Here is a 24,759-nt window from a genome sequence, read left to right on the forward strand (position 1 = left end):
GCGGCCACGGGCGGACGACGGAAGTGGATCGTCATGCGCTGGTACATCGGACGCCGGCTCCTGCAGGTGGTCCCCGTGTTCCTCGGGGCCACGCTGCTGCTCTACGCCCTGGTCTTCCTGCGGCCGGGTGACCCCGTGGCCGCGCTCGGCGGTGAGCGGGGCCTGCCCGAGGCCGTGCAGGAGCAGATCCGGGCCGAGTTCAACCTCGACCAGCCGTTCCTCGTGCAGTACCTGCTCTACCTCAAAGGCATCTTCACGCTGGACTTCGGCGTGACCTTCGCCGGGCGCGACGTGCTCGAGGTCATCGCCCAGGCGCTGCCCGTCACGTTCCAGCTCGCGCTCATGGCCCTGCTCATCGAGGCCGTGCTCGGCGTCGGGTTCGGCCTGCTGGCCGGGCTGCGCAAGGGCGGCGTCTTCGACTCGACCGTGCTCGTGCTGAGCCTGCTGGTCATCGCGGTGCCGACGTTCGTCATCGGCTTCGTCCTGCAGATCGTCGTCGGCGTCAACCTGGGCTGGCTGCCCGTGACCGCGGGACGGGACCCGGACGTGGTGAGCCTGCTCATGCCGGCCGTCGTGCTCGCGGCGACGTCGTTCGCCTACGTGCTGCGGCTGACCCGCACCTCGGTGCAGGAGAACCTGTCGGCGGACTTCGTGCGGACGGCGCGGGCCAAGGGCCTCTCGCGCGGGCAGGTCACGACCCGCCACGTGCTGCGCAACTCGCTGATCCCCGTCGTCACGTTCCTCGGCGCCGACCTGGGCGCGCTCATGGGCGGCGCCATCGTCACCGAGGGCATCTTCAACATCCGCGGGGTCGGCGGGACGCTCTACGACGCGATCACCCGCGGCGAGAACGCGACCGTCGTCTCGCTGACGACCGTCCTCGTGCTCGTCTACATCGTCGCCAACCTGGTGGTCGACCTGCTCTACGCCGCGCTGGACCCGAGGATCCGTTATGCCTGAGACCCCGCACACCGCCGGCCCGGCCGCGACCGCCGGCCCCGCCCGTGCGCCCCGCACGCCCCGTCCCGGGCAGGAGCACGTGGCCCGGGCGGCCGACGGGGGCGGCCTCGGCGCGGTCGACGCCGTCTCCACCACGGACGCCCCCGCCGGCTTCTGGCGCGAGGCGTGGCGCGGGATGCGCCGCCGCCCGCTGTTCTGGGTCTCCGGCGCGATCATCGTGCTGGTCCTGCTCGTGGCGGCGCTGCCCGACCTGTTCAGCGCGACGGACCCCCGCTCGTGCGTGCTGGCCAACGCGCTCGACGGCCCGACCGGCGGGCACCCCTTCGGGTTCGACCGCCAGGGCTGCGACATCTTCTCCCGCACGATGCACGGCGCTCGGGCGTCGGTCACCGTCGGCGTCCTGACCACCGCACTCGTCGTGGTCGTCGGCACCCTCGTCGGGGCGCTGGCGGGCTACTTCGGCGGGTGGGCGGACACGATCCTGTCCCGCGTGACGGACATCTTCTTCGCGATCCCGCTGGTGCTGGCCGCGATCGTCATCATGAGCATCTCCCGCGACCGGACGGCGCTCACGGTGGCGCTGGTGCTGGCCTCGTTCGGCTGGACGAACATCGCGCGCATCACCCGCGGCACGGTCATGTCCGTGAAGACCAACGAGTTCGTCACCGCGGCGCGGTCGCTGGGGATGGGGCGCACGGCGATCCTCTTCCGGCACGTGCTGCCCAACGCGGCGGCGCCGATCATCGTCTACGCGACGGTCGCGCTCGGGACGTTCATCGTCGCCGAGGCCACGCTGAGCTTCCTCGGCATCGGCCTGCCGCCGTCCACCGTCTCGTGGGGCGGCGACATCTCGCAGGCGCAGGGCGCCATCCGCACGAACCCCGAGATCCTCTTCTACCCGGCCGGGGCGCTCGCGCTCACGGTGCTGGGCTTCATCATGATGGGCGACGTGGTCCGCGACGCCCTCGACCCCAAGGCGCGCACCCGATGAGCACCTCCTCGACCCCCGCCCGCCCCTCCGCCACCCCTCCCGCCGGCCCCGGCACGCCCCTCGACCGGTCCGTGCCCCTGCTCGAGGTGCGCGGCCTGGAGGTCTCGTTCCGCACCGCGGTGGGCGAGGTCCAGGCCGTGCGCGGCGCGGACCTGACCGTCTACCCCGGGCAGGCGGTGGCGATCGTCGGCGAGTCCGGCTCCGGCAAGTCGACGACCGCGCACGCGATCATCGACCTGCTGCCGGGCACCGGCCGCGTGACGGGCGGGAGCATCCGCTTCGGCGGGCGGGAGCTCGTCGGGCTGGGCCGCAAGGACGTCGAGCGGCTGCGCGGCGCCCAGATCGGGCTCGTGCCGCAGGACCCGATGTCCAACCTCAACCCGGTCTGGCGCGTCGGGACCCAGGTCGACGAGGCGCTGCGGGCCAACGGCTTCACGGGCTCGCGCGCCGACCGTTCCCGCCGCGTGGCGGAGCTGCTGGCCGAGGCCGGCCTGCCCGACGCGGGGCGCCGGGCGAAGCAGTACCCGCACGAGTTCTCCGGCGGCATGCGCCAGCGCGCGCTCATCGCCATCGGCCTCGCGTCGCGCCCGCAGCTGCTCATCGCCGACGAGCCGACCTCGGCGCTCGACGTCACCGTGCAGCGGCAGATCCTCGACCACCTCGAGGGCCTCACCCAGGACCTCGGCACGGCCGTCCTGCTCATCACGCACGACCTGGGCCTGGCCGCCGAGCGCGCCGAGCACCTCGTCGTCATGTACCGCGGCCAGGTCGTGGAGTCCGGGCCCGCGCGGCAGATCCTCGCGGACCCGCAGCACCCGTACACGCGGCGGCTCGTGTCGTCCGCGCCGTCGCTGGCCTCGCGCCGCATCCAGGTCGCGCACGAGCGCGGCGCGGCGCCGGCGACGACGGCCAGGGCGGGTGCGGCGGGCTCGTCGGCGACCACGGCCGTCGGCGCCGCCGACCTGCTGGCGCACCACGCGGGCGAGGCCGAGGCGACGCCGCGCGAGGCGATCGTCGTCGCCGAGCACCTGACGAAGGTGTTCCCGCTGCGCGGCGGCGGGCGCGGCGCATCGGACTTCATGGCCGTCGACGACGTGAGCTTCTCGCTCGCGCGCGGGCGCACCCTCGCGCTCGTCGGGGAGTCGGGGTCCGGCAAGTCCACGGCGGCCAACATGGTGCTGGGCCTGCTCGAGCCGACCTCGGGCACGGTCCGGTTCGACGGGCAGGACGTCGCGGCGCTCGACCGCCGGCAGCAGTTCGCGTTCCGGCGGCGGATCCAGCCCGTGTTCCAGAACCCCTACGGCTCCCTGGACCCGCAGTACTCCGTGTACCGGTCCCTGGAGGAGCCGCTGCGGCTGCACAAGGTCGGCACGCCGAAGGAGCGCGAGGGCCGCATCCGGGAGCTGCTCGACATGGTCGCGCTGCCGGCGTCGACGATGCGGCGCTTCCCCAACGAGCTGTCGGGCGGGCAGCGCCAGCGCGTCGCCGTGGCGCGGGCGCTCGCGCTCAGCCCCGAGGTCATCGTGCTCGACGAGGCCGTGTCCGCCCTGGACGTGCTGGTCCAGGCCCAGGTGCTCGAGCTGCTGGCCGGCCTGCAGGAGGAGCTCGGCCTGGCCTACCTGTTCATCACGCACGACCTGGCGGTGGTCCGGCAGATCGCCGACGCCGTCGTCGTCATGCGGCAGGGCAAGGTCGTCGAGCACGCCTCCACCGACGAGGTGTTCGACTCCCCGCGGGAGCAGTACACCCGCGACCTGCTGGCGGCCATCCCCGGCGGCGGGCTCGAGGCCGAGGCCGTCCGGGGCTGAGGCGCTGACGTCCGGGGCCGGGCCGGTCCGACCGGCCCGGCCCGGCCCGCGCGGGGTGTCAGCCGCGCGCGAGGGGTCGGGCCCGCTCCGCCAGGGTGGTGAGCAGCGCCGCCGCCGTGGCGGCGTCGTCGACCGTCACCACGAAGGTCCGCCCGCCCGTGCGGCTCACCTCCAGCGCGTCGCCCGTGCGCAGCACGTACCCGACCCGTCCGCCGCGGCCGAGCCGGTAGCCCCAGCCGCCGAAGTCCGCCAGCGGTCGGACGTGCGTCGCCCGGGCGCCGAGGACCTCGTCGAGCGGGATGCGGTAGCGCGGCCACCCGAGCGGGGAGCGCGCGGTCAGCCCGGTGGCGTCGACCGTCACGACGACGACGGCGCCGGTGACGACGAGCGCGGCCAGCGCCGCGACCAGCACGAGCAGGCCGGGTATCCGCAGCCCCACGGCCAGCGCGGCGACGAGCAGCGTCGCCCCGCCGCCGAGCGCGACGGCGACCCGGCTGACGACCCGGCCCGTCCACACCGCACGCTCCTGCGGGCCCAGCGGGAGGCGCGGCCCGTCGAGAGGCCCGGGGTCCGTCGCCGGTGCGGAGGCGTCCGCGGGGACCGCCCACGCGCACAGCCCGCCGAGCACGAGCCCGGCGACGACCGCGCCGGTCACCACCGGGTCGACGTCCGGCGTGCGGGCGGCGTCCGCCAGCCCCCGCTGCAGGGCGAGCACCCCGGCGACGAGCACCGCGCCGAAGGCCGCCAGGCCGGCCGCCAGCCCGACGCCGATCCGACGGGTCATCGCGTCCCGCCCCCACCGCACGGCGACGAGCCACCCCGCGACGGCCAGTGCCGCGAACAGGCCCAGGCCGAGCGTGACGAAGGGCCCCAGGGCGCTGTAGCCGTCGGCGCCGCCGGGTCCGAAGTGCACCGCGACCGGGTCGGGCAGCCGCGACCGCCACGACGCGACGAGCGCTGCAGCCGTCCCGAGCGTCACCGCCGCGGGCACCAGCGCCAGCACCGTGCTGGCCGTGCGGTGCGGCACGGTCGGCCGGGTCGTCCCGACGGGGCTGGTGAACGGGCGGCTGCTCATCGGTCCTCCTGCTGGCTCAGGGCGTCCTTGAGGAGGCCCACGGTGGTGGCGGGCGCGAGCCCGCGGGCGCGGGCGGCGGAGACGAGGGCGGCCACGGCCGCGTGCACCGGGTCCAGGTCGCCCGCGGCGTGCGCGGCGACGACCGCCCCCCGCCCGCGGCGCAGCTCGACGAGGCCCTCGTCGCGCAGCTCGCCGTACGCCCGCAGGACCGTGTGGAGGTTGACGTCGAGCGACGCCGCGAGGTCGCGCGCGGTGGGCAGGCGGGCGCCGGGCCGCAGCTCGCCGCGCAGCACCGCGGCGCGCACCTGCGCCGCGAGCTGGGCGAACAGCGGCTCGGTCGAGCCGGGGTCGATCCGGAGGAGCACGGAACGACCCTACTTGTTTGAGGACAACTAGAACAAGTTATGGACGGCGCCAGTCGTCCGACGTCATGTGCGAGCCCGCCATCGGCCCCATCTGCAGCATCCCGCCGTCGACGACCCACGACGCGCCGTTGACGTAGGCGCCCTTCGCGGAGCACAGCAGCTCCACCACCGCGGCGATCTCGCGCGCGTCGCCGGGACGGGCCACCGGGATGCCCGGGCGGTGCGCGTCCTGCACGGGGGCGTCGTCGGTCTGGCCGGTCATGGGCGTCGCGATCTCGCCCGGGGCGACGGCGTTCACGGTGATCCCGTGCTCGGCCAGCTCGATCGCCGCCGTGCGCACCAGCAGCCCGATGCCGCCCTTGGCGGCGCAGTAGGCGCCCGCGCCGACCCGCGGCGCGTGCTCGTGCACGGACGTGATGGCGACGACCCGTCCGCCGCGCCCGGCCGCGATCATCCGGCGCGCAGCCGCCTGCAGGGCGCAGAAGAACCCGTCGAGGTCGATCGTCAGCACCTCGCGCCACTGCTCGAACGGCAGGTCGACGAGGAGCTGCGACGCCCCGGCGCCGGAGCACAGGACGAGCGCGTCGATGCCGCCCATCGCGTCGGCGAGCTCGTCGACGGCGGTCGAGGCGTCCGTCGGCGTGGTGAGGTCGAGGTGCCGGACGTGCGCGGTGGCCCCGGCCGCCTCCACCTCGTCGCCCGTCGCCCGGCCGCCCTCCTCGTCGCTGTTGTACGTCACCGCGACGTGCCGCCCCGGGGCCGCCAGCGCGACGGCCACGGCCCGGCCGATGCCGGAGTCCCCGCCGATGACGACGACGCGCTCGGGCTCGTGCACCTCCCGCGTGACGGCCGGGTCGGGCGTGGGGCTGCCGGCCGTGGTGGTCGTGCTGGTGGTGCTGCCGGTCGCGGTGCTGGTGCCGCCGGCCGTGCTGGTGATCGCGCTGGTCATGTGCGGGCGTCCCTCCGTCAGGGGCCCGGTCCGGCACGACCCGTGGACCCGTGAGCGAGTCTCGTCGCGGGGGTCGCGCCGTGCACGGCGGGGTGGCGCGCAACGGGTCAGGCGACCACGGGCTGCCCGACGACGGCCCGACCTGCCCGCAGCTCCGTCGACTCGACGCGGCCCTTGCCGCCGGCCTTGGCGCGGTACATGGCGTCGTCGGCGCGGCGCAGCAGCTCGTCGGCGCCGGGCAGCCCGGCCCCGGCGGTGCCGACCGCGACGCCGATGCTCACCGCCACGCGCCCCGTCCCGCCGGGCAGGGTCACGGGCGCCGCGACGCCGGTCACCAGCCGCTCACCCACGCCGCGCACGGACTCCCCGAAGACGACGGGGTCGTCGTGCGGCCGCGAGCGCAGCAGGACCGCGAACTCGTCGCCGCCGAGGCGGGCGCACAGGTCGCCGGCGCGCACGTCCCGGCGGAAGCGCTCGGCCACCTCGCGCAGGAGCGCGTCACCCGCCGCGTGGCCGAGCGCGTCGTTGACGGCCTTGAACCCGTGGAGGTCGCAGAACAGCACCGCGAACGACGCCCCCGACGGGAGCCGGCCGACGGCCTCCTCCAGCGCCTCCATGAACGCCGCGCGGTTGGGCAGCCCCGTCAGCGGGTCCGTGCGCGCGGCCCGGACGAGCTCGTCCCGGGCGTCCGCGCTCCGCAGCGCCAGCGCCACCTGGGCCATGACGGTGCGCACGGCGACGACGGCCTCGTCGGGCACCTGACGGGGGGCGCCGAGGAGCATCCAGCCCTCGACCCCCGCGATGGGCAGGGCGAGCCAGCGGCACGTCTCGTCGGCGGCGGCGTCGAGCAGCCCGGCGGCGTGCGCGGCGACGGGCACGCCCTCGTCGTCGGCGCCCGGGAGCTCCTGCGGCAGGTCGTGGGGGAGGGCGTCGCGCGGCAGGGCCTGGGGTGTGACGGCGAAGGGACCGGCCGTACCGCGCACGACGAGGAGACCGGGCGTCGGCTGCACCGTCAGCGCGCGCAGGCCGGGCGTGGTGCGGCAGACGGCGGCCGTCGCGGTCCACGCCGCCTCGTAGATCTCCTCCGTCCCGGTCACGGACAGCAGACGCGTGCCCAGCGCGGCCAGCGCCTCCTGCCGGCCCTGCGCCTGCTCCCGCGCGAAGAGGTGGACGGCGAGGTGCCGGGCCACGAAGAGGATGACCAGCGCGAGGGGGAGGGACGCCAGGAGGGGCGCGGCCTGCGCGGGACCGGTGTGGCCCGGCACGTGCGGCCACAGCGCGAGCGACCCGACGAGGCCCGCTGCGAGGAGGAGCGTGTGCAGCAGTGCCCGGTGCGCCGTGCCGTAGAGGGCCCGCGACCACAGGGAGGCGAAGGCGAAGCCGGACGCCATGGCGGGGACGGGCACCGCGGCCGTGACGAGCAGCGCCGCCAGGGCCTCCGACACGTCGTCGACGGGCGTGACGCGCGCACGACGGTAGCGCCGCACCCAGACCGCGGACAGCGCCACCGACCCCGTCAGCACCAGGACGACCGCCTCGGGTGAGCCGCCCGTCAGCGCCCCCGGCAGCGTGAGCGCCAGCGACAGGAGCGCGCTGCCGCAGAACAGCCACCGCGTGCGCTGCACCAGCCCGTCGGGCCCGCGCAGCCACCTGCGGCCCTGCACCGTGCGTCCGCCGTCCACCACGGCCCACCGTCCTGTCGTCGCCGGACACCGGTCCGGGGAGCACGGGCGCCTGCTGCTGGTCGCCCTCGCCCGGACGATCGGCGGCGGTGCGCGCCGGGGCAGGAGCCGTGCGGCGTGCGGGTGGTCCGGGGCCGTCGGTCCACCCGGACGGGTGCACCCGGACGGGTCACGCGGACGGTCACGCGGACGGGTTGCGGGAGTGCCACGACGACGGACGGCGTTCCCACCGGCCCGCGGGCAGGATGGGGACCGTGAAGCTCCTCGTGCCGACCGCCGCCGCCACCGACCTGGAGGTCCCGGACCTGGTCGAGCTGGTCCGGTACGACCCGGAGGGGCCCGTCCCGGCGGAGCACGCGGACGCGGTGGGGCTCGTCGCCTGGGGCAACGCCGCGGGCACGCTCGAGGACGCCGCGCGGCGCCTGACGTCGCTGCGCTGGGTGCAGGGGCTCGCGGCCGGTCCGGACAGCGTGCTGGCCGCGGGGTTCGCGCCCGACGTGGTGCTCTGCTCGGGCGTCGGGCTGCACACCCCGACGGTGACGGAGCACGCGCTCGCGCTGGTCCTCGCGCTGGTGCGGCGCCTGCCCGCGTCCGCGGCGGCGCAGGCCGAGCAGCGCTGGGCCCGCGAGCTCGGGGGCACGCAGCCCCTGCACCCGCCGGGCCCGGTGACGACGCTGCTCGACGCGCGCGTCACCGTGTGGGGCTTCGGGGCCATCGGGCAGCGGCTGGGGCAGGTCCTCGCCGGCCTCGGCGCGCACGTCACGGGCGTCGCGCGGACGGCCGGGGAGCGCGGCGGCCTGCCCGTGGTCGGCCCCGACGGGCTCGACGAGGTGCTCGCGGCCACCGACGTCCTCGTCCTGGTGCTGCCCAGCGGGCCGGCCACCGACAGCGCCCTCGACGCCCGCCGGCTGACCCTCCTGCCCGACCACGCGTACGTCGTCAACGTCGGGCGCGGCTCGACGGTCGACGAGGACGCCCTCGTCAGCGCGCTGCGCGCGGGGACGCTGGCCGGTGCGGCGCTCGACGTCGCCGCCACCGAGCCCCTGCCGCCCGGCTCACCGCTGTGGGACGCCCCGCACCTCGTGCTCACCCCGCACGCCGCGGGGGGTCGGCCCGTCGGCGCCGCGGCGCTGATCCGGCAGAACCTCGACGCGCTGCTGGCCGGGCGGCCGCTGCGGAACGTCCTGCCGCGCTGACCCGTCCCGGACGCGTGGAGCCGGCGCGGGTCGTCCCGGGCGCCGGCACCGGCCTCAGCGCAGGACGCCGCGGCGCGCCGCCCGGTCGGCGTGCATGCGCACGTCGGCGGCCTGCAGGAGCGCGTCGAACCCGTCGCCGTCCTCCGGCGAGGTGCTCACCCCCACGCTGACGCCGACCGCGACGACCCCGCGGGAGGTCGTCACCGGCGTGCTCAGCAGGAGCGCGAGCTCGTCCGCCACGCGCCGCCCCTCGTCGCCGGCCGTGCCCCGCCCCAGCGCGGGCAGCACGACGAGGAACTCGTCCCCGCCCAGCCGCGCGACGAGGTCGCCGCGCCGCAGCCGCGTGCGCAGCCGGTCCGCCACGGCCCGCAGCAGCTCGTCGCCGGCCGCGTGCCCGAGGTCGTCGTTGACGGCCCGGAAGCCGTCGAGGTCCAGGTGCAGCACCGCCGTGCCGGTGCCGGTCACCGAGGCCTCGAGCAGCACCGCCTCCAGCCGCTCCTCCAACCGGTGCCGGTGCAGCAGGTCGGTGAGCGGGTCGCGCCCGGCCAGCCGCTCGGCCTCGACGAGGAGGGCCTGCGCGCGCTCGCGCTCGGCCTGCAGGCGGGCCTCCGCCTCGACCCGTCCGGTGACGTCGTTCTGCACGCCGATGTACTGCACGACGCGGCCCTCGTCGTCGAACACGGGAGCGAGGTAGACCTCGTTCCACCAGGGCGTGCGCTGCGGGCCGCGGTGGTTGAGCAGCGTCTCGCGCGCCTCGCGGCCCTCGGCCACGGCCTCGCGGAGGCGGGTGACCGCCGCCGGGTCGGTCCCCTCGCCCTGGAGGAAGCGGCAGTTGCGGCCGAGCACGTCCTCCGCGCGCAGGCCCGACAGCCGCTCGAAGGCGGTGTTGACGTAGACGAGCGGCTGGTCCGGCCGCGTCATGTCGCAGATGCTCACGCCGTTGGCCGTGGCCGCCAGGGCCCGGCGCAGCGTCCGCTCGGCCTCCGTCGCCACCGGGGCGCGGCCGTGGCGCCCGGGGGCAGGTCGGCCGGCGAGGGCCGAGCCCGCGTCCGGCGCCGTGCTCGAGCCCCGGCCGTCGCCGGCGCCCGCCGCCGCCGCGCCCGTGGCGCCCAGGTCGGCCTGGTCGCTCAGGTCGCCCTGGTCGCCCCACGCGCCCGGCCCGACGAGCGGCGCCGACGAGCGGGTCCCGGCGGGCAGGACCCGCGACATGAGGGCCTGCGCGGCGTCGGCGACGGTGTCGCGGTCGTAGGTCAGAGCGAACTCGAACCGCCGCTGCCGGTCCGGCCCCGCGTCGCCGAGGTCGCGGGCGAGCAGCGCGGCCGAGAAGTGCGGCGACAGCACCGCGATGTCCCACTCGTCGCGCAGCGGGTCCCCGGGGGCCAGGTCGGCACCGCGCACCCCGCGGACGGGCTCCACGGGCAGGCCCGCACCGATCGCGGACACGAAGCCGACGCGCTCGGCCAGCTCACGGTAGCGGTGGCGGGTGCGCGGCGTGAACTGCGCGGCCTCCTGGAAGGTCGACACGACGACGGCGGTGCCGCCCAGCCGCACCGCCTCGCGCTCGAGGTGCTTGCTGATCTCGATGAGCAGCGGCTTGGCGGACCGGCGCAGCGTCGTGCCCTCCGGCAGGCAGTCGAAGGGCGTGGCCGACGACGCCGTGGGGCGCGGCGCGCGCAGCTCGAGCGCCCGCACCGGCAGCGCCGTGCTCAGGCCCGGGGACGGCCGGCCGAAGAGCCAGCCCTGGCCCAGCGTGGCGCCCAGCGCCCGGGCGGTCGCCAGGTGCTCCTCGTCCTCGATGCCCTCCGCCAGCAGCACGGCGCCCGTGCGCTCGGCGTACGCGTTGACGGCGTTCATGATCTCGGCGACGGCCGGCCCGGGTCGCTGCTGCACCAGGCGCAGGTCCAGCTTGACGATGTCGGGGCGCAGCAGGGGCATGAAGGCCAGGGACAGGTCCTCGGCGCCGACGTCGTCGAGCGCGACGCGCCAGCCCGCCTCCCGCAGCCGGCGGACGGTGGCCAGCAGCTCGGCCGGCCGTGCCGCCAGCGCCCGCTCGGTGATCTCGAGGACGACCTGCAGCCCCGCGGGCGCGCCGGCGGCGATCTCCAGCAGCTCCTCGAGCGGCGCGGTGCCGAGCACCTCGGGCTCGACGTTGACGAACAGCATGAGCGGCGCGAGCACCCCGGCGCCGATGGCCGTGCGCAGCGCGACGCGACGGCACAGCTCGTCGAGCTCGCGCAGGCGGTCCACGTCCCGGGCCGCCGCGAACAGCGCGTCCGGCGCCTCCAGGGGGCTGCCGTGCGGGCCGCGCGCCAGCGCCTCGTAGGCGATGACGGCCCCGCTGCCGAGCTCGACGATCGGCTGGAAGACGCTGCGCACGTCACCGCGCGCCAGCACCTCGTCGATCCCCGTCATGCGTCGTGCTCCCCTGCTCGCCAGGCGGCGCCCGCGTCCTGGACCACCGGTCCCCCCCATCGGACCGAGCGGGGCCGCGGTGAGCCCGTCCGGGTGGCGCCACCCGGACGGGTGCGCCACGACGACGGGCGCCGCCCGCCCCCGGGGTGGGGGACGAGCGGCGCCCGTCGCGTCGTCGGAGGCCCGTCAGGGGCCTGTCAGGGACCCGGCAGCAGGTCAGCGCCCCGTCAGCGCGTCACGAGCGCGAAGGAGTACGTCCCGGAGTGGACCGCGTCGTTGTCGCCGGTGCGGATCGTGACGGTGTACGTGCCCGACGAGGTCAGCGTCGGCAGGTCCGTGTCGTAGCCGAGCCACTTCGTGAGGACCACGCGGCCGGACGGGTCCGTGACCGTGGCGATGCCGTAGCCGGAGGTGGCGTCGGCGAGGTGGTCGAAGCGCAGGTCCTGCCCCGAGGTCGCGCTGAACGTGTAGACGTCCACGGACCCGACCGTCTCGAGGTTGCCCGCGCCGGCGGCCGGCACCCCGTTCGACACCGTCTGGCCGACCCGGATCGCGAAGGTCTGCGGCGCGGGCGTCTTCATCAGCCGGAACGAGTACGTGCCCCAGTGGGTGTTGTCCGTCCCGGCGATGACGAGGCGGTAGGTGCCCGTGGCCGGCAGGACGATCCCGCCGCGGTCGCCGTAGGCCCAGCCCTGCTCGACGGTCCTGCCGTCGGGGGCGATCAGGGTGCGGGACAGGTAGCCGTTCGTCGACTCGGCCAGCACGTCGTACAGCAGCCGGTCACCGGCGGTGCCGGAGAACGTGTACGTGTCCGACCCGCCCACGCCCTCGACGTTCCCGGCGCCCGCGGCGGGGACGCCGTTCGAGACCGTGCTGCCCAGCGTGTACGCGAACGTCTGCTGCGCGGCGGCCTTGACGAGCGCGAAGCTGTAGGTGCCCCAGTGGGTGGTGTCGGTCGTGCGGACCTCCAGGCGGTAGGTGCCCGTGGCGGGCACGGCGGCCGGGAAGCGGTTCGCCGCGATCCATCCGGACCACACCGTGGCACCGGACGGCGCGTACAGGGTCACGTAGCCGTAGTTGGCGGTCGTGTCGGCGAGGCTCGTGTAGCCGATGCGGTCGCCCGCGGTGGCGGTGAAGGTGTAGGTGTCGACGGCGCCGGGGCCCTCGAGGTTGCCCGCGCCGGGCCCGGGGACGCCGTCCTTCACGGTGGCGCCGAGGGTGATCGGGAAGGTCTGCGGCCCGGCGGTGGCCGGCTGGATCGTGAACCCGTAGGTGCCGGTGGCCCGGTCGTCGACGCCGGCCTTCACGGAGACCGTGTAGGTCCCGGTGGTCGGCAGGGTGAGCACCGCGCTGTCGCCGGTGACCCACTTCTCCAGGACCTTCGCGCCCGACGGCGAGGTGACCGTCACGAACGCGTGGTTGCCGGTGGTGTCCGTGCCGGCGTCGTAGAAGACCTTCTGGCCGGCCGTGCCGCTGAAGGTGTACCGGTCCTCGCTGCCGGGCTGCTCGAGCGTGCCGGCACCGGTACCGGGGACGCCGGGCGCGACCGCGGAGCCGATGGACGTGGCGAACGTCTGCGCCGCGGGCACGGTGGCGAGCCGGAAGCCGTAGGTGCCGGCGTGGTCGTCGCCCGTCGGCGTGCCCACGGACAGCGTGTAGGTGCCGGCCACGGGCAGGGTGATCGGCCCGCGGTCCCCGACGAGGAACTTCTCCATCACCACCGCGCCCGACGGCTGGGTCAGCCGGACGTAGGCGTACCCGGCCATCGTGTCGCCGGAGGACAGGAAGAAGACGCGCTGCCCGGCGGTGGCCGTGAAGGTGTAGCGGTCCACGTCCTGCACGCCGAGGACCCCCTGGCCCGACGAGGGCGTGTTCGCGCCGACGGTGGTGCCGAGCGTGTACGGGTAGGTCGTGGTGGCGGGCAGCACGAGCCGGAACCGGTGCGTGCCGGCCGCGGTGCCGCCGAGGGTGGCGGTGTGGGTGCCGGCGGTGGCGGTCCACGGGCCCTTGTTCGCGGTGGTGACCGCGACGGGCGCCAGGACGGTGGTGCCGCCCGGGCCGGTGACGCCCCACGTGAGGTTCGTGCCGGCCGTCCCCGTCAGCAGGTTGTCGAGGAAGAAGCGCTGGCCGGCCGACAGGCTCCACGTCGCCGCGTCCGTGGCGCCCGCCGCGTCGGTGACGACCGTGAGGTCCTCGCAGGCGACGAGCGTGTCCGCACCCTTGCCGGTGCTGCAGGCGTCGCCGCCGCGGGCGCCGTCGAGGCGGTTGGCGCCGTCGTTCCCGACGAGCGTGTCGCCGGAGGGGGACCCGACGAGCTGCGCGAAGCCGCTGAACGTGTCGGTGCTGCCACCCGTCGCGGTGCCGGTCGCCAGCGACGCGGTCACGCCGGCCGTCGCGGAGTCGAAGGAGACGGTGTCGGTGCCGCCGCCGCCGGTGAGCCGGTCGGTGCCGGGCCCGCCGTCGACGGTGTTGGCACCGGTGCTGCCCGTGATCGTGTCGCCACCGGCGCCACCGCGGACGTTCTCGAACCCGGCCAGGGTGTCGGTGCCGGCACCGCCCGTGGCGGCCCTCGTCGTGAGGTTGACGGTCACCGCGGTCGTGGCGCCGCGGTAGGACACGGTGTCGGTGCCGCTGCCGCCGTCGAGGCGGTCGTTGCCGGCGCCGCCCTCGATCGTGTTGGTGCCCGTGGAGCCGGTGAGGGTGTCGGCCCCGGTGCCGCCGCGCAGGTTCTCGAGCGTGGTGCCCTTGTCGGTCCCGGCCCCGCTCGACGTGCCGGTCGCGAGCGAGGCCGTCACGGCGGTCGTCGCCGACGCGAAGGACCACGTGTCGGTCCCGGCGCCGCCGTCGACCGTGTCGTTGCCGGTCCCGCCGTCGAGGGTGTCGGCGCCGTCACCGCCGCAGACCGTGTCGTTGCCGCCGCCGCCGGTCACGGTGTCGTCGCCGGCGCCCGCGTCGATGACGTCGTCGCCGGAGGTGCCGGTGAGGGTGTCGGCGCCGGAGGTGCCGGTGATCGTGACGGTCTTCCCCAGGCAGGTCGTCGCCGCCTGCGCGGGAGCCGCGCCGAGCGGCGCGAGGGTGAGGGCCAGCGTGAGGCCGAGGAGGGAGGAGAGCGCCGGCACGTGCCGGCGCGGGTGCGTGGTGGTCATGCCGCCGAGCGTCGTGGCGGCGGGGGTGCGCAGGGATCGGGGTCCGACCCCTACGCACCCCCCGCAGTTACCGGTCCCGCTGGGGGTGCCGGGGCGTCAGCGGGCCAGGAAGTCCACGACCGCCCGGTTCCACTCCTCCGCGTGGCTGACGTTGCAGCCGTGCGGGCCGCCCGCGATGACGTGCAGCTCGCCGGCGGCGAGGGCGGCGTGCGTGCGGGCGCCGGAGCCCTCGAAGGGGACGGTGGCGTCGGCGTCGCCGTGGAGGACGAGCGCGGGGACGGTGACCTTCGGCAGGTCGTCGCGGAAGTCGGTCTCGCCGAACGCAGCCATGCACGCCAGCGCGGCGCGCTTGTTCGCCTGCTTGCACAGGGCGAGCGCCTCCTGGCGCTGGGCCTCGGTCACCTTCAGGACGCCGTCCGCGGAGAAGAAGTCCCGCGTGAAGCCGTCGTAGAAGGTGTCCTCGTCCTTCGTCAGCGAGGCGGTCATCTCGGCTGCCTGCTCCTGGGACAGCGGGCCGTCGGGGTTGTCCGGGCCCTTCGCCATGTAGGGCGGCACCGCCGAGGCGAAGACGACGCTGCGCACGCGCTCGGCGCCGTAGAGGGAGAAGTAGCGGGCCACCTCGCCGCCGCCCATGGAGAAGCCGACGAGCGTGACGTCCTGCAGGTCGAGCTCCGTCAGCAGGGTGTGCAGGTCCTCGGTGAGCGTGTCGTAGGTGTAGCCCGTGAGGGGCTTGTCGCTGCGGCCGAACCCGCGGCGGTCGTAGGTGACGACGCGGTACCCGTCGGCCGCGATCGCCGGCACGTTCTCGGAGAACGACTCCCCGGACAGGGGCCACCCGTGGATGAGGACGACCGGGCGGCCGGTGCCGCCCGTGTCGTCGACGTGCAGGTTCGTGTCCTTGAACAGGCCGTGGTGCGCGGTGATCTCCGTCAACGGACGGTCCTCTCGTCGGGCGGGCCCTCGCTGGCCCGCTGCCCTCGACGCTAGGTCGGGTCCCCCGGGGCGGCACCCGGGGCGGCACCCCGGGCGACTCGCTCACCCGACGGTGTGAAGGCCCCGGTGCTCCCCGCTCTCGGCGCGGTGCGCTGCCACGGCTCAGGCCGGCACCCGCTGGTGCTCGCGGGCGCCGGCGCCGAGCGCGGCGGCGAGCTCCCGCCGCGAGGCGATGCCGAGCTTGGTGTACGTGCGGCCGAGGTGGATCTCGACCGTCTTCGGGGTGACCCACAGCGTCTGCGCGATCTCGCGGTTCGTCAGGCCGGAGACGGCCAGGTCGGCGACGCGGCGCTCCGAGGCGGTGAGGGCGTCGACGCCGCTGGCGTAGGCGCGCCGGGGCCGGGCGCCGGCCTCGTCGAGCAGGGCCCGCACGTGCCGGTCGAGCCGGGCGGACTCCGTGCGCGTCGCCGCGTCGAGGGCGAGGCGCAGCGGCTCGCGCGCACCGGTGCGGTCCCCGCGCCGCAGCAGCAGCGCGCCGAGGTCGTGCAGCGCCCAGCCGTGCTCGAGCCGGTACGGGGTCGGCGCCAGCACCTCGACGGCCTCCGCCAGCGTCGCGAGGGCCGCCTCCGGCCGTTGCGTCCCGGCACGGACGCGCAGCACGGTGCCCAGCGGCCCGCGCAGGCCCGCCACCGTGGCGACGGCCTCGTCGTGCGCGAGGAGGTCGCCGGCCTCCGCCGGCCGCCCGAGCGCGCCGAGCACCGCCGCCAGCCGCAGCCGCCCGCGCGTGGCGTGCGGCGCCGCCCACCCGCGCTCGTCGCCCAGCGCCACCACCCGGCGGAGGTCGACCTCCGCCGCGTCGAGGCGCCCGGCCACCGCGCGGACGAGACCCCGGGCCGAGAGGACGAAGGGCTCCATGAACGTGCCCTCCGCCGGCCCCAGCGGCCGGTCGACCAGCGCCAGCGCCTCGTCGAGCCGGTCGAGGTGCGCGAGGTTCTCCGCCGCGATCGCCGCGAGCGCGGGGATGGTCAGCTCGAGCCCGAGCTCCGTGATCGCCGCGTGCCCCAGCAGCGAGCGCGCCGCCCCCGCCGCCACCGACCCGAAGTCCCGGTGCCAGTACCCCCACGACTGCTCGATGAAGAACCGCGCGGACACCAGCCCCTTCTCGACGACGATGCGCTCGCCCTCCTCCAGCACCTGCGCGCACCGGTCGGGGGCCTCGGCGAACCGGAACGCGTGCGTCAGCAGGTTCCAGGTGGAGGAGGCGGGTCCCACGTCGGCGACGAGGCGGCCGTCGGCCACGGCCCGCTCCGCCAGCCGCAGCACGTCGGCACGCGGCAGCCCGGCGCACCCGCCGTCGACGGCGAGGTGGACGAGCATGACGGGGGAGGGGTCGGGGTCGGTGCGGCCCAGCTCGAAGGCCGCCCGGCGCGGCTCGGCGAAGGCGTCGGGGAAGACGAGGGACTCCAGCGTGAAGGCCTCGAGGCGCAGCTGGAGGCCGGGGTCGGTGGCCTCCTCCATGCCGCGGCCGACCTCGTCGAGCGCGGCCATCGGGTCGGAGTGGACGAGGAGGTTGCCGAGGGCGGCGCGCGCCCGGGCCGACGCGTCGCCCGGCGGCAGCAGCGCCAGCGCCTCGCGCAGGTGCTCGGGCCCGCCCGGCTGCTGGGCGCGCACCTCGGCCTCGCCCAGCTCGAGCAGGACGGCGCCGCGCCGGTCGGCGGGCGGTGGCTCGTCGAGCGCGCGGCGCAGCAGCGGCACGGCGGTCTCGAGCGAGCCCGCACCGGCCGCCGCGACGCCCGCGCGCAGCAGGTCCTCCACCGCCTCCGGGTCGCCGGCCGGGTCCGCCGCCAGGCGGTGCACCGCCACCTCCTCCGGCCGGGCGCCGCGGGCCCGCAGCAACCGGGCGGCTCGGGCGTGCAGCGCCGACCTCTCGCGCGGCGTGCACGCGTCGAGCACCGCGGCGGCCACCAGCGGGTGCACGAACGCCCGCGCCCCGGGCAGCAGCACCTCCGCCTCGACCAGTCGGTCCGTCAGCGCCTGCACGTCGGCCACCGGCACCCCGCCCAGGTCGCCGAGGTCCTCGGGCGTCGCGCGCTCCCCGAGCACCGCGACCGCCCGCGCCGTGGCCGTCGCCCCCGCGCCGAGCTGCCGCAGCCGACGTCCCACGGCGGCGGCCACACCGCGACCCCCGAGCGCCGCGAGCCGCTCGCCCTCCTCGTCGCGTCCCCGCAGACCGGCGGCGCCGGCCTCCCGCGCCAGCACGCCGACGAGCAGCGGGTTGCCGCCGGTCGTCCGCCACGCCGCGGCGACGAAGCCGGCCTGCGGGTGCTCCGCGAGCGCACCCGCGAGCACCTGCTCGACCTCGACGGTGCCCAGCGGCCGCGGCCGCAGCACCCGCGCGCCCGGACCCGCGGCCACCTCCGCCAGCAGCTCCGCGGGGGCGTCGGGCTCCCCGGTCCGCACCGTGGCCACGACGAGCACCGGCAACCCGTCGAGCCGCCGGCCGAGGTACTCGACGAAGCGCAGGCTCGGCAGGTCCGACCACTGCAGGTCGTCGACGAGCAGCACCACCGGCCCCCGCTCCGCCAGGTTCGCGACCAGCCAGAACAGCCCGAGCTGGACCGCGTAGGACTCCTCGTCGCCGGCCTCCGCACCGCCCGTCAGCAGCGCCGCCGCCCGCGTCGCCCCGCCGGCCAGCAGCTCGGCCCGTGCCGCCGCGTCCAGCGCCGGGTCCGCGACGACGGGCCCGAGGACCTGGTGCACGACGCCCCAGGCGAACCCGCGGTCGAGCTCGCTGGCCCGTGCCGCCAGCACGCGCGCACCCCGCCCGGTCGCCGCGTCCCGCACGTGGTGCAGCAGCGCCGTCTTGCCGATCCCGGCTGGTCCCTCGAGCACGGCGACGGCCCCGTCCCGGGCCTCGACCGCGCGCTCCAGCAGCCCGTCGAGGGCGGACACCTCCGCCTCCCGCGACAGCAGCACCCCGACCACCCCCGCACGCTAGCGGCGTCACCACCCCCGGCGGGAGAGGCGCCGACCCTCGGCGAACCCCACGCCCGCCCGCCGGCCGTGCGGGCGTGCGGGTCGGCTCGTCTCCCCCCCGGTCAGGCGGGGTGCGCGGGGCCGTAGGTGGCTGCGAGCCCGGCGTAGTCGTCCCAGTCGTCCGGCACGGGTTCGTCCCGCAGGGACGCCTCCAGCCGGTCGAGGTAGTAGTGCCACCCCGCCCCGATGCCACCGACGTCGCCGCCCTCGACGTCGGGGCCCAGCAGGTGCCGGAAGACGAGCGTCGTCCCGTCGCCCTCGCCGTCCCCCTCCGTCCCGTCCCCCTTCGCGGCGAGCGCGACCGTCAGCGGCCACGCCGTCCCACCACCTGTCCCCCCGCCCCCGACGGTGACGGCGAGCAGGCTCGGCGGCTCGCACCAGTCGATCCGCAGCGGTTCTGCGGGCACGTCCCCCTCGGCCACGAGCCGCACGACGACGGCCCCCGTCGCCGGGTCGCCCTCCCACCGCCCGTACCACCGCTCCAGCCGGTCGGGGTCGGTCAGCTCCCGCCACACCACCTCCACCGGGTAGGGCAGCACCCGCCGGAACACCAGCGACGTCCCCGCGCCGTCCCGCTCGACCCGCCCACCCGACGTCGTCACCCCGCTCATCCCCGCACCTTCTCGTCTGCCCGACCGATCACGACAGGGTGCTGCCGCCCGCAGTCGGCGGAGGTCGCCGGATGGCACCGTGCGTGGGAGGGTCGTCCGCCCGGGCCCGGCCCGGACCGCCAGGAGGAGGTCACCCGTGCGCACACCCTGGGGCCGACGGGCAGTGGTCGTGCTGGCGTGGTTCGCCGGCGCCGCGCTCGTGCTCCTCGCGGTCCGCGGCATCAACGCCGTGCGCGGGCTGCCCGGCACCGAGGCGTGGACGACCGGTCTGCCAGGGGCAGGGGGTGCGTTCATCGGCGTGGTCGTCGGGCGGTGGTCGATGTCACGACGCGCACGCCGCGAGGCGGCGCGAGGGCGCCTCGTCCTGCCGGTGCGGTCCGCCGACGACGTGGACGGCGTCCCACGTCAGTGGTCCGGCCGCCAGGTCCAGCTCGGTGCCGGCAGCGTCGAGCTCAGCGCCCTCCGTCATCGGCTCCACGCCGGGCCCTTCGTCGTCACCGCCGCTCGGTCGACGGGCCGGACCACGGGCTGGGGCTGGGCCACGGAGCCGGGCCGCGTGGTCGAGCTGCTCACCGCTGCCGGCGCGATCGAGCTGGCCGTCCCGCACGACCGTGTCGACCGCGTGCTCGAGATGGTGGCTCCGCATCCGGCGGTCGACGGTCCCGCCGGCGGGTAGCACCGACGTGCTGCGTCGGCCGGCCGGCAGAGGTCGCGGACCACGCACCGCATCGCGGCTCCTGGTGCCGATGATGCACACCTCTGCCCGGCGGCCCTGCACGGCGACGTGCGTCCGCTGGTGCCCGACGATCCTGCCGTCGGGCGCGCGGAACTCGTACCGAGCGGGTTCCAGCTCGGTCGCCTTGATCCGTCCTGACCGCGGACGTCTCGCGCGGTCGATCAGGCGTCGGATCGTGAGGTCGGCGCGGTGCACCTCGTGGTGGTGCCGACCGCACAGAATCACGCCGTTCTCGACGCTCGTCTCCCCGTCGTCCCGGGCCCACCAGCGGATGTGGTGGACCTCGCACCACCGGGCCGGGGTCTCGCACCCCGGGAACACGCACCCCTGGTCCCGCAGGATCACCGCCCGGCGCTGGTGCCCGGTGAACAGCCGCTCCTCCCGTCCCTCGGACCGCTCGAGGGCTGAGACCGCCGCGGCGCAGGCGCTGGACGCCTCAGGCGCGCTCGAACAGCTCCGCCATCGCCGCCTGCTGCTCCAGGACGTCGTTGATGCGCTGCTGGACCGCGTCGAGCTGCCCGACGATCTCGCTGGTGGCGTGGATGCCCGAGGCGACGGACTGGCTGCTGGCCTGGATGCCGGCGATCTGCCCGGCGACGCGCTGGGTCGCGGCGGCGGTCTCGCCGGCCAGCTCCTTGACCTCGTTGGCGACGACCGCGAAGCCGCGGCCGACCTCGCCGGCCCGCGCGGCCTCGATGGTCGCGTTGAGGGCGAGCAGGTTGGTCTGCTGCGCGATGCCCGTGATGACCTTGATGACGTCGCCGATGGCGGTGGAGGCGTCGTTGAGGGCCGCCACCTCGTCCCGCATCGTCGCCGAGCGTCCGACGGCCTCGTCCGCGACCCGCCCCGCGTCGCCGGCCGCCCCGCGCAGCTGCGCGACGGTGTCGAGCAGCATCTGCGCGTTGCGCGCGTCGGCGGCCGAACGGCGCACGACGGACAGCCGCTGCGACACGAGCTGGGCCACGTTGCGCAGCGCCGCCCCGCGCGAGGGCGAGAGCTCGATGGTGTCCGTGGTGAAGAAGTCCATCGTCCCGATGACGCGCCCGTCGTCGAGGATCGGGAAGCACACGCCCGACCGGACGCCGGCCCGCTGCGCGACGGGCGCCCGGACGCAGTCCGTCATCTCCCCGAGGTCGCGGACGAACACGAGGTCCCGCCCCTTCCAGGCGCGCCCCGACAGCCCGACGCCCTCCGCGAAGGACGCCTCCAACGTCACCTTGCGGAAGTCGGCACCCGCCGACCCGGACTCCAGCGCGAACCGCAGCACGCGCGCGTCCTCGTCGAGCACCCAGTAGGAGCCGTACGCCCAGCCGAACGCCGTGCGCACGGTCTCCAGCGCCACGCGGATCGCCGACTCCTCGTCGCGCGCCTCACCGACGCGCGTGACGACGGTCGTGACGGCCTCGCGGTCGTTGAGCGTCTCCTGCAGCGACGCCGCGGCCAGCGCCTGCCGACGCGCCAGGGTCGCGATGCGGCCGATCGCCTGCCACTTCTCGTCGGCGAACCGCGGCAGGCAGCGGGCTGACCAGAACTCGAGCACGCCGACGACCTCGTCGCCGTCCGTCATGGGGATCGCGGCCATCGCGACCGTGCCCACGCCCTCGGCGGCGATCCGCCGCGCGCTGCGCGTGGTCGGCGGGGTGTCACCGGGCGAGAAGACCTGCGGGCGGCGCGTGCGCCAGGCCGCCTCGGCGAGCGTCCCGCGCGATCCCCGCGACTCGGGCGTCAGCCGCGACGCGACCGGCCCGGCCTCGTAGGCCAGCTCCAGCCCGCCGGCGACGGGCGCCCACTGCGCGCCGTAGTCGACGCCGAGCGCCCGCACGAGCGTGTCCGTCATCTTCACGCGTGCGTCCTGCTCGTCCTCCACCCCGCCGTCCAGCGCGATGAGCACCTGCTCGAGCGCCTCGACGTCACGGGGCACGACGGTCGGCGCGACCTGGTCGCTGCGGCGGCGGAACGGCATGACGGACTCCTCGGCAAGGGGGACGTGCCTCCTCCCGATCGGTCGCCGGTGCCCAGGCGTGAGCCGTGACGGCCACCACCTGGTGACGACCGCCACGGGGCGGGTGCCGCGCGTAGATTGAGCGCCTCCCGCGCCCCCGACCGGCAGGACCGCGCCGGCCGACGACCCCCTGGAGCCCCCGTTGCGCCGTGCCCTCGCCCTCGCCGCCGTCAGCCTCCTCGGCTCCCTGGCGCTCGTCGGGTGCGCGCCCGTCGACGAGACGCCGTCCGGCGGGTCCTCCGCCGGCGCGGGGACCTCCACCGCCGACGCGGGCACGGCCACCGGTGGGGACCTCCCCACCCTCACCGACGGCGTCCTCACCATCGCGACGTCCGAGCCTGCCTACGAGCCGTGGGTGGTCGGCGACGACCCGACGACGGGCGAGGGCTACGAGGCCGCGGTCGCCTACGCCGTGGCGGACCGCCTGGGCTACGCCGCCGACGACGTCGAGTGGGTCCGCGCCACGTTCGAGCAGATCATCGCCCCGGGGGCGAAGACCTTCGACCTCGCGATCAACCAGGTCTCCATCACCGACGAGCGCCGCGAGAACCTCGACTTCTCCTCCTCCTACTACGACACCGCCCAGGCCGTCGTCACGCTGGAGACCGCGGCGGCCGCGGACGCCGCCTCGCTCGCGGACCTCGCACCCCTGCGCATCGGCGCCATGGTCGGCACGACGAGCGCGCAGGTCGCCGAGGACGCCATCGCGCCGACGACCGACGTCCAGCTCTTCAACGACAACGACCAGGTCAAGCAGGCCCTCGTGGCCGGCCTCGTCGACGCGATCGTGGTCGACCTGCCGACGGCCCTGTACCTCAGCGCGGTCGAGCTCGAGGGCGGCGTGCTCGTCGGGCAGCTCCCGGCCGGCGCCGACCCCGACCAGTTCGGTCTCGTCCTCGACAAGGGCTCCGCGCTCACCGAGCCGGTCACCGAGGCGGTGGACGCCCTGCGCGCGGACGGCACGCTGGCCGACCTCGAGGCGCAGTGGCTGACCGACGCGGCCGGCGCCCCCGTCCTGCGGTGACCTCGCGCGCCGCCGAGCCCGCACCCGAGCCCGCACCCGATCGCGCTCTCCCCCTGGCGCACCCCGCCTGGACGCCCTCGCCCCTCGCCCGCGAGCGGCTGGCGTACCGCCGCGCCCGTGCCCGCCGGTCGGCCCTCGTCGGCCTGGCGTCCACGCTCGTCGTCGGCGCGCTGGCCGTGCTCGCGCTCGTCTCGTCGCCGGGCTGGCCGCGCGTGCGGGCCTCGTTCCTCGACCCCGAGGTGGCGTGGGCGTCCCTGCCGCGCGTGCTCGAGGGGCTGTGGCTCAACCTGCGCGTCATGGCGGTCGCGGCGGTCTGCATCCTCGTGCTCGCGCTGGTCCTGGCGGTGTGCCGGACGCTGCGCGGGCCCGTGTTCCTGCCGCTGCGCCTGGCCGCGACCGTCTACGTCGACGTCTTCCGCGGGCTGCCGCTCATCCTCGTCCTGCTGCTCGTCGGGTTCGGCCTGCCCGGGCTGCGGCTGCAGGGCATCCCGACGAGCGCGGTCGTCCTCGGCGGGCTGGCGCTCGTCCTCACCTACTCCGCCTACGTCGCCGAGGTGTTCCGCGCCGGCATCGAGTCGGTCCACCCCTCGCAGGTCGCGGCCGCCCGGTCGCTCGGGCTCTCCCACGCGCAGGCGCTGCGCACGGTCGTGCTGCCGCAGGCCGTCCGCCGCGTGGTCCCGCCGCTGCTCAACGACCTCGTCGCACTGCAGAAGGACTCCGGCCTCATCTCGATCCTCGGCGCCGTCGACGCCGTGCGCGCCGCGCAGATCCAGACCTCCGCGTACGCCAGCTTCACGCCCTACGTCGTGGCCGGCCTGCTCTTCGTCGCCCTCACGATCCCCCTCTCGCGCCTCACCGACGCGCTCGCCCGCCGCGGCGGCTGGCAGGGCGCGACGGCGGGCGTCGCCGGCGCGGGACCGATCCGGTGACGGCCCCCGGTCCCGCCCCCGTCCCCGTCCTGCAGGTCGAGGGCGTCCGCAAGGCGTTCGGCGACCACGTCGTGCTCGACGGCGTCGACCTGCGGGTGGACTCGCACCGCTGCGTGGTCCTCGTCGGGGCGTCCGGCTCGGGCAAGTCGACGCTCCTGCGCGTCGTCGACCTGCTCGAGGACGTCGACGACGGGGTCGTGCGGCTCGAGGGCCAGGACGTCACCGACCCCCGCGTCGACGCCGACGCGATCCGTGCCCGCATGGGCATGGTCTTCCAGGCGTACAACCTGTTCCCGCACATGCGCGTGCTGGACAACGTGACGCTCGCGCCGCGCCTCGTCCACGGCGTCGGCCGCGAGGAGGCCGAGGAGCGCGCGCTCGCCGTGCTCGACCGCGTCGGCCTGCGCGCCCGCGCGCACGCGTTCCCCGACCAGCTCTCCGGCGGCCAGCAGCAGCGCGTCGCCATCGCCCGCTGCCTCGTCACCTCCCCGCGGCTCCTGCTGCTCGACGAGGTGACGAGCGCGCTGGACCCCGAGCTCGTCGGCGAGGTGCTGGACCTCCTCGTCGAGCTCAAGGCCGAGGGCACGACGATGCTCGTCGCCACCCACGAGATGGGCTTCGCCCGCCGCGTCGCCGACGAGGTGTGCTTCCTGCACGCGGGCCGGGTCCACGAGCAGGGCCCGCCGCAGCAGGTCCTCGACGACCCGAGGGACCCGCGCACGCGCGACTTCCTGCGCCGCCTCGTCTGATCCCGGCCGGACCTCGGACGAGCCGGCTCATCCTCCGGTCGGACCCCGGACCCGCCCCGCTCATCCCTTGGTCGGGTCCTGGCCGGAACCAGCCCCATCGCAGGTCAGGAGCCGCTACGTTCGGCGCGCCCGTCCGCGCGGACGCGACGGGCGTC

Annotated in this window: 18 protein-coding genes and 1 pseudogene; 8 read left to right on the forward strand and 11 right to left on the reverse strand. The window is 76.3% G+C overall.

What is annotated here, in order from left to right:
• The first annotated feature begins 33 nt into the window (after nt 1-33).
• The 3 genes from BM048_RS08420 to BM048_RS08430 are packed head-to-tail and all read left to right on the forward strand — an operon-like array spanning nt 34 to nt 3,759.
• Entirely contained in the window at nt 34-960 is a 927-nt protein-coding gene (locus BM048_RS08420; RefSeq protein ID WP_090032321.1) for an ABC transporter permease, read from the forward strand.
• Nucleotides 953-1,951 (forward strand): ABC transporter permease, encoded by a 999-nt coding sequence (locus tag BM048_RS08425; protein WP_090032322.1) that lies wholly within the window; start codon nt 953-955, stop codon nt 1,949-1,951. The genes BM048_RS08420 and BM048_RS08425 overlap by 8 nt, the downstream gene beginning before the upstream one ends.
• A complete protein-coding gene (locus BM048_RS08430) occupies nt 1,948-3,759 on the forward strand; it encodes a dipeptide ABC transporter ATP-binding protein (protein ID WP_090032324.1) in 1,812 nt (603 codons plus the stop codon). Before BM048_RS08425 ends, BM048_RS08430 begins: the two co-directional genes overlap by 4 nt.
• A gap of 58 nt (nt 3,760-3,817) precedes the next feature.
• Here the strand turns inward: BM048_RS08430 and BM048_RS08435 are convergent, their stop codons facing one another.
• The 4 genes from BM048_RS08435 to BM048_RS18940 form a co-directional block, all read right to left on the reverse strand.
• Nucleotides 3,818-4,834 (reverse strand): lipase chaperone, encoded by a 1,017-nt coding sequence (locus BM048_RS08435; RefSeq protein WP_090032325.1) that lies wholly within the window; start codon nt 4,832-4,834, stop codon nt 3,818-3,820.
• Complete coding sequence (locus BM048_RS08440; protein ID WP_090032327.1) at nt 4,831-5,199, reverse strand: GntR family transcriptional regulator; 369 nt, start codon at nt 5,197-5,199, stop codon at nt 4,831-4,833. The genes BM048_RS08435 and BM048_RS08440 overlap by 4 nt, the downstream gene beginning before the upstream one ends.
• Before the next feature lie 37 nt (nt 5,200-5,236).
• Nucleotides 5,237-6,148 carry an SDR family oxidoreductase gene (locus BM048_RS08445; RefSeq protein WP_090032328.1) on the reverse strand — a complete coding sequence of 304 codons (912 nt, stop codon included), beginning with the start codon at nt 6,146-6,148 and terminating at the stop codon, nt 5,237-5,239.
• A 107-nt stretch (nt 6,149-6,255) separates the two neighbouring features.
• Nucleotides 6,256-7,830 carry a GGDEF domain-containing protein gene (locus BM048_RS18940; protein WP_139224370.1) on the reverse strand — a complete coding sequence of 525 codons (1,575 nt, stop codon included), beginning with the start codon at nt 7,828-7,830 and terminating at the stop codon, nt 6,256-6,258.
• Between the two features lie 254 nt (nt 7,831-8,084).
• On the opposite strand from BM048_RS18940, the gene BM048_RS08455 reads away from it, so the two are divergent.
• Entirely contained in the window at nt 8,085-9,026 is a 942-nt protein-coding gene (locus tag BM048_RS08455) for an NAD(P)-dependent oxidoreductase (RefSeq protein ID WP_239078715.1), read from the forward strand.
• Between the two features lie 54 nt (nt 9,027-9,080).
• Here the strand turns inward: BM048_RS08455 and BM048_RS08460 are convergent, their stop codons facing one another.
• From BM048_RS08460 to BM048_RS08480, 5 genes are all read right to left on the reverse strand, one after another.
• A complete protein-coding gene (locus tag BM048_RS08460) occupies nt 9,081-11,438 on the reverse strand; it encodes an EAL domain-containing protein (protein WP_090032334.1) in 2,358 nt (785 codons plus the stop codon).
• 227 nt (nt 11,439-11,665) lie between these two features.
• Nucleotides 11,666-14,584, reverse strand: coding sequence for a beta strand repeat-containing protein (locus tag BM048_RS08465; protein ID WP_090032337.1), 2,919 nt, complete (start codon nt 14,582-14,584; stop codon nt 11,666-11,668).
• A 96-nt stretch (nt 14,585-14,680) separates the two neighbouring features.
• Nucleotides 14,681-15,517 carry an alpha/beta fold hydrolase gene (locus BM048_RS08470; RefSeq protein WP_090032338.1) on the reverse strand — a complete coding sequence of 279 codons (837 nt, stop codon included), beginning with the start codon at nt 15,515-15,517 and terminating at the stop codon, nt 14,681-14,683.
• 162 nt (nt 15,518-15,679) lie between these two features.
• Nucleotides 15,680-18,502: an ATP-binding protein gene (locus BM048_RS08475; RefSeq protein WP_090032340.1), complete on the reverse strand. Its 2,823-nt coding sequence runs from the start codon at nt 18,500-18,502 to the stop codon at nt 15,680-15,682.
• Between the two features lie 113 nt (nt 18,503-18,615).
• The gene (locus tag BM048_RS08480; RefSeq protein ID WP_175499393.1) at nt 18,616-19,164 is read right to left on the reverse strand and encodes an SRPBCC domain-containing protein; all 549 of its coding nucleotides are present in this window, start codon (nt 19,162-19,164) and stop codon (nt 18,616-18,618) included.
• Between the two features lie 136 nt (nt 19,165-19,300).
• On the opposite strand from BM048_RS08480, the gene BM048_RS17810 reads away from it, so the two are divergent.
• Nucleotides 19,301-19,840, forward strand: a complete 540-nt coding sequence (locus tag BM048_RS17810) for a hypothetical protein (protein WP_175499395.1) — start codon at nt 19,301-19,303, stop codon at nt 19,838-19,840.
• Nucleotides 19,841-20,083: 243 nt separating this feature from the next.
• Here BM048_RS17810 and BM048_RS19150 read toward each other — a convergent pair.
• Together BM048_RS19150 and BM048_RS08485 are read right to left on the reverse strand one after the other, a co-directional pair.
• Nucleotides 20,084-20,245: pseudogene (locus BM048_RS19150) on the reverse strand (HNH endonuclease); the annotation flags it as partial.
• Nucleotides 20,246-20,336: 91 nt separating this feature from the next.
• On the reverse strand, nt 20,337-21,863 hold the full coding sequence (locus BM048_RS08485) for a methyl-accepting chemotaxis protein (protein WP_090032342.1): 1,527 nt from the start codon (nt 21,861-21,863) through the stop codon (nt 20,337-20,339).
• 181 nt (nt 21,864-22,044) lie between these two features.
• Here BM048_RS08485 and BM048_RS08490 point away from each other — a divergent pair, with 181 nt between their 5' ends.
• From BM048_RS08490 to BM048_RS08500, 3 genes are read left to right on the forward strand one after another with little or no spacing between them, the layout of a single operon-like run.
• Nucleotides 22,045-22,926 carry an ABC transporter substrate-binding protein gene (locus tag BM048_RS08490; RefSeq protein ID WP_090032344.1) on the forward strand — a complete coding sequence of 294 codons (882 nt, stop codon included), beginning with the start codon at nt 22,045-22,047 and terminating at the stop codon, nt 22,924-22,926.
• Nucleotides 22,927-22,979: 53 nt separating this feature from the next.
• Complete coding sequence (locus BM048_RS08495) at nt 22,980-23,855, forward strand: amino acid ABC transporter permease (protein WP_090032478.1); 876 nt, start codon at nt 22,980-22,982, stop codon at nt 23,853-23,855.
• Nucleotides 23,852-24,604 (forward strand): amino acid ABC transporter ATP-binding protein, encoded by a 753-nt coding sequence (locus BM048_RS08500; protein WP_090032345.1) that lies wholly within the window; start codon nt 23,852-23,854, stop codon nt 24,602-24,604. The genes BM048_RS08495 and BM048_RS08500 overlap by 4 nt, the downstream gene beginning before the upstream one ends.
• Nucleotides 24,605-24,759: the final 155 nt, after the last annotated feature.

It is taken from the genome of Cellulomonas marina (assembly GCF_900111925.1).
GTDB classification, from domain to species: Bacteria; Actinomycetota; Actinomycetes; order Actinomycetales; family Cellulomonadaceae; genus Cellulomonas; species Cellulomonas marina.

Excerpts from the sequence above, each read along its gene's own strand:
- BM048_RS08445 (WP_090032328.1), bottom strand. The coding sequence starts at position 6,148 with ATGACCAGCGCGATCACCAGCACGGCCGGCGGCACCAGCACCGCGACC.
- BM048_RS08465 (WP_090032337.1), bottom strand. The coding sequence starts at position 14,584 with ATGACCACCACGCACCCGCGCCGGCACGTGCCGGCGCTCTCCTCCCTC.
- BM048_RS08485 (WP_090032342.1), bottom strand. The coding sequence starts at position 21,863 with ATGCCGTTCCGCCGCCGCAGCGACCAGGTCGCGCCGACCGTCGTGCCC.
- BM048_RS08460 (WP_090032334.1), bottom strand. The coding sequence starts at position 11,438 with ATGACGGGGATCGACGAGGTGCTGGCGCGCGGTGACGTGCGCAGCGTC.
- BM048_RS08480 (WP_175499393.1), bottom strand. The coding sequence starts at position 19,164 with ATGAGCGGGGTGACGACGTCGGGTGGGCGGGTCGAGCGGGACGGCGCG.
- BM048_RS08430 (WP_090032324.1), top strand. The coding sequence starts at position 1,948 with ATGAGCACCTCCTCGACCCCCGCCCGCCCCTCCGCCACCCCTCCCGCC.
- BM048_RS08425 (WP_090032322.1), top strand. The coding sequence starts at position 953 with ATGCCTGAGACCCCGCACACCGCCGGCCCGGCCGCGACCGCCGGCCCC.
- BM048_RS08435 (WP_090032325.1), bottom strand. The coding sequence starts at position 4,834 with ATGAGCAGCCGCCCGTTCACCAGCCCCGTCGGGACGACCCGGCCGACC.
- BM048_RS08420 (WP_090032321.1), top strand. The coding sequence starts at position 34 with ATGCGCTGGTACATCGGACGCCGGCTCCTGCAGGTGGTCCCCGTGTTC.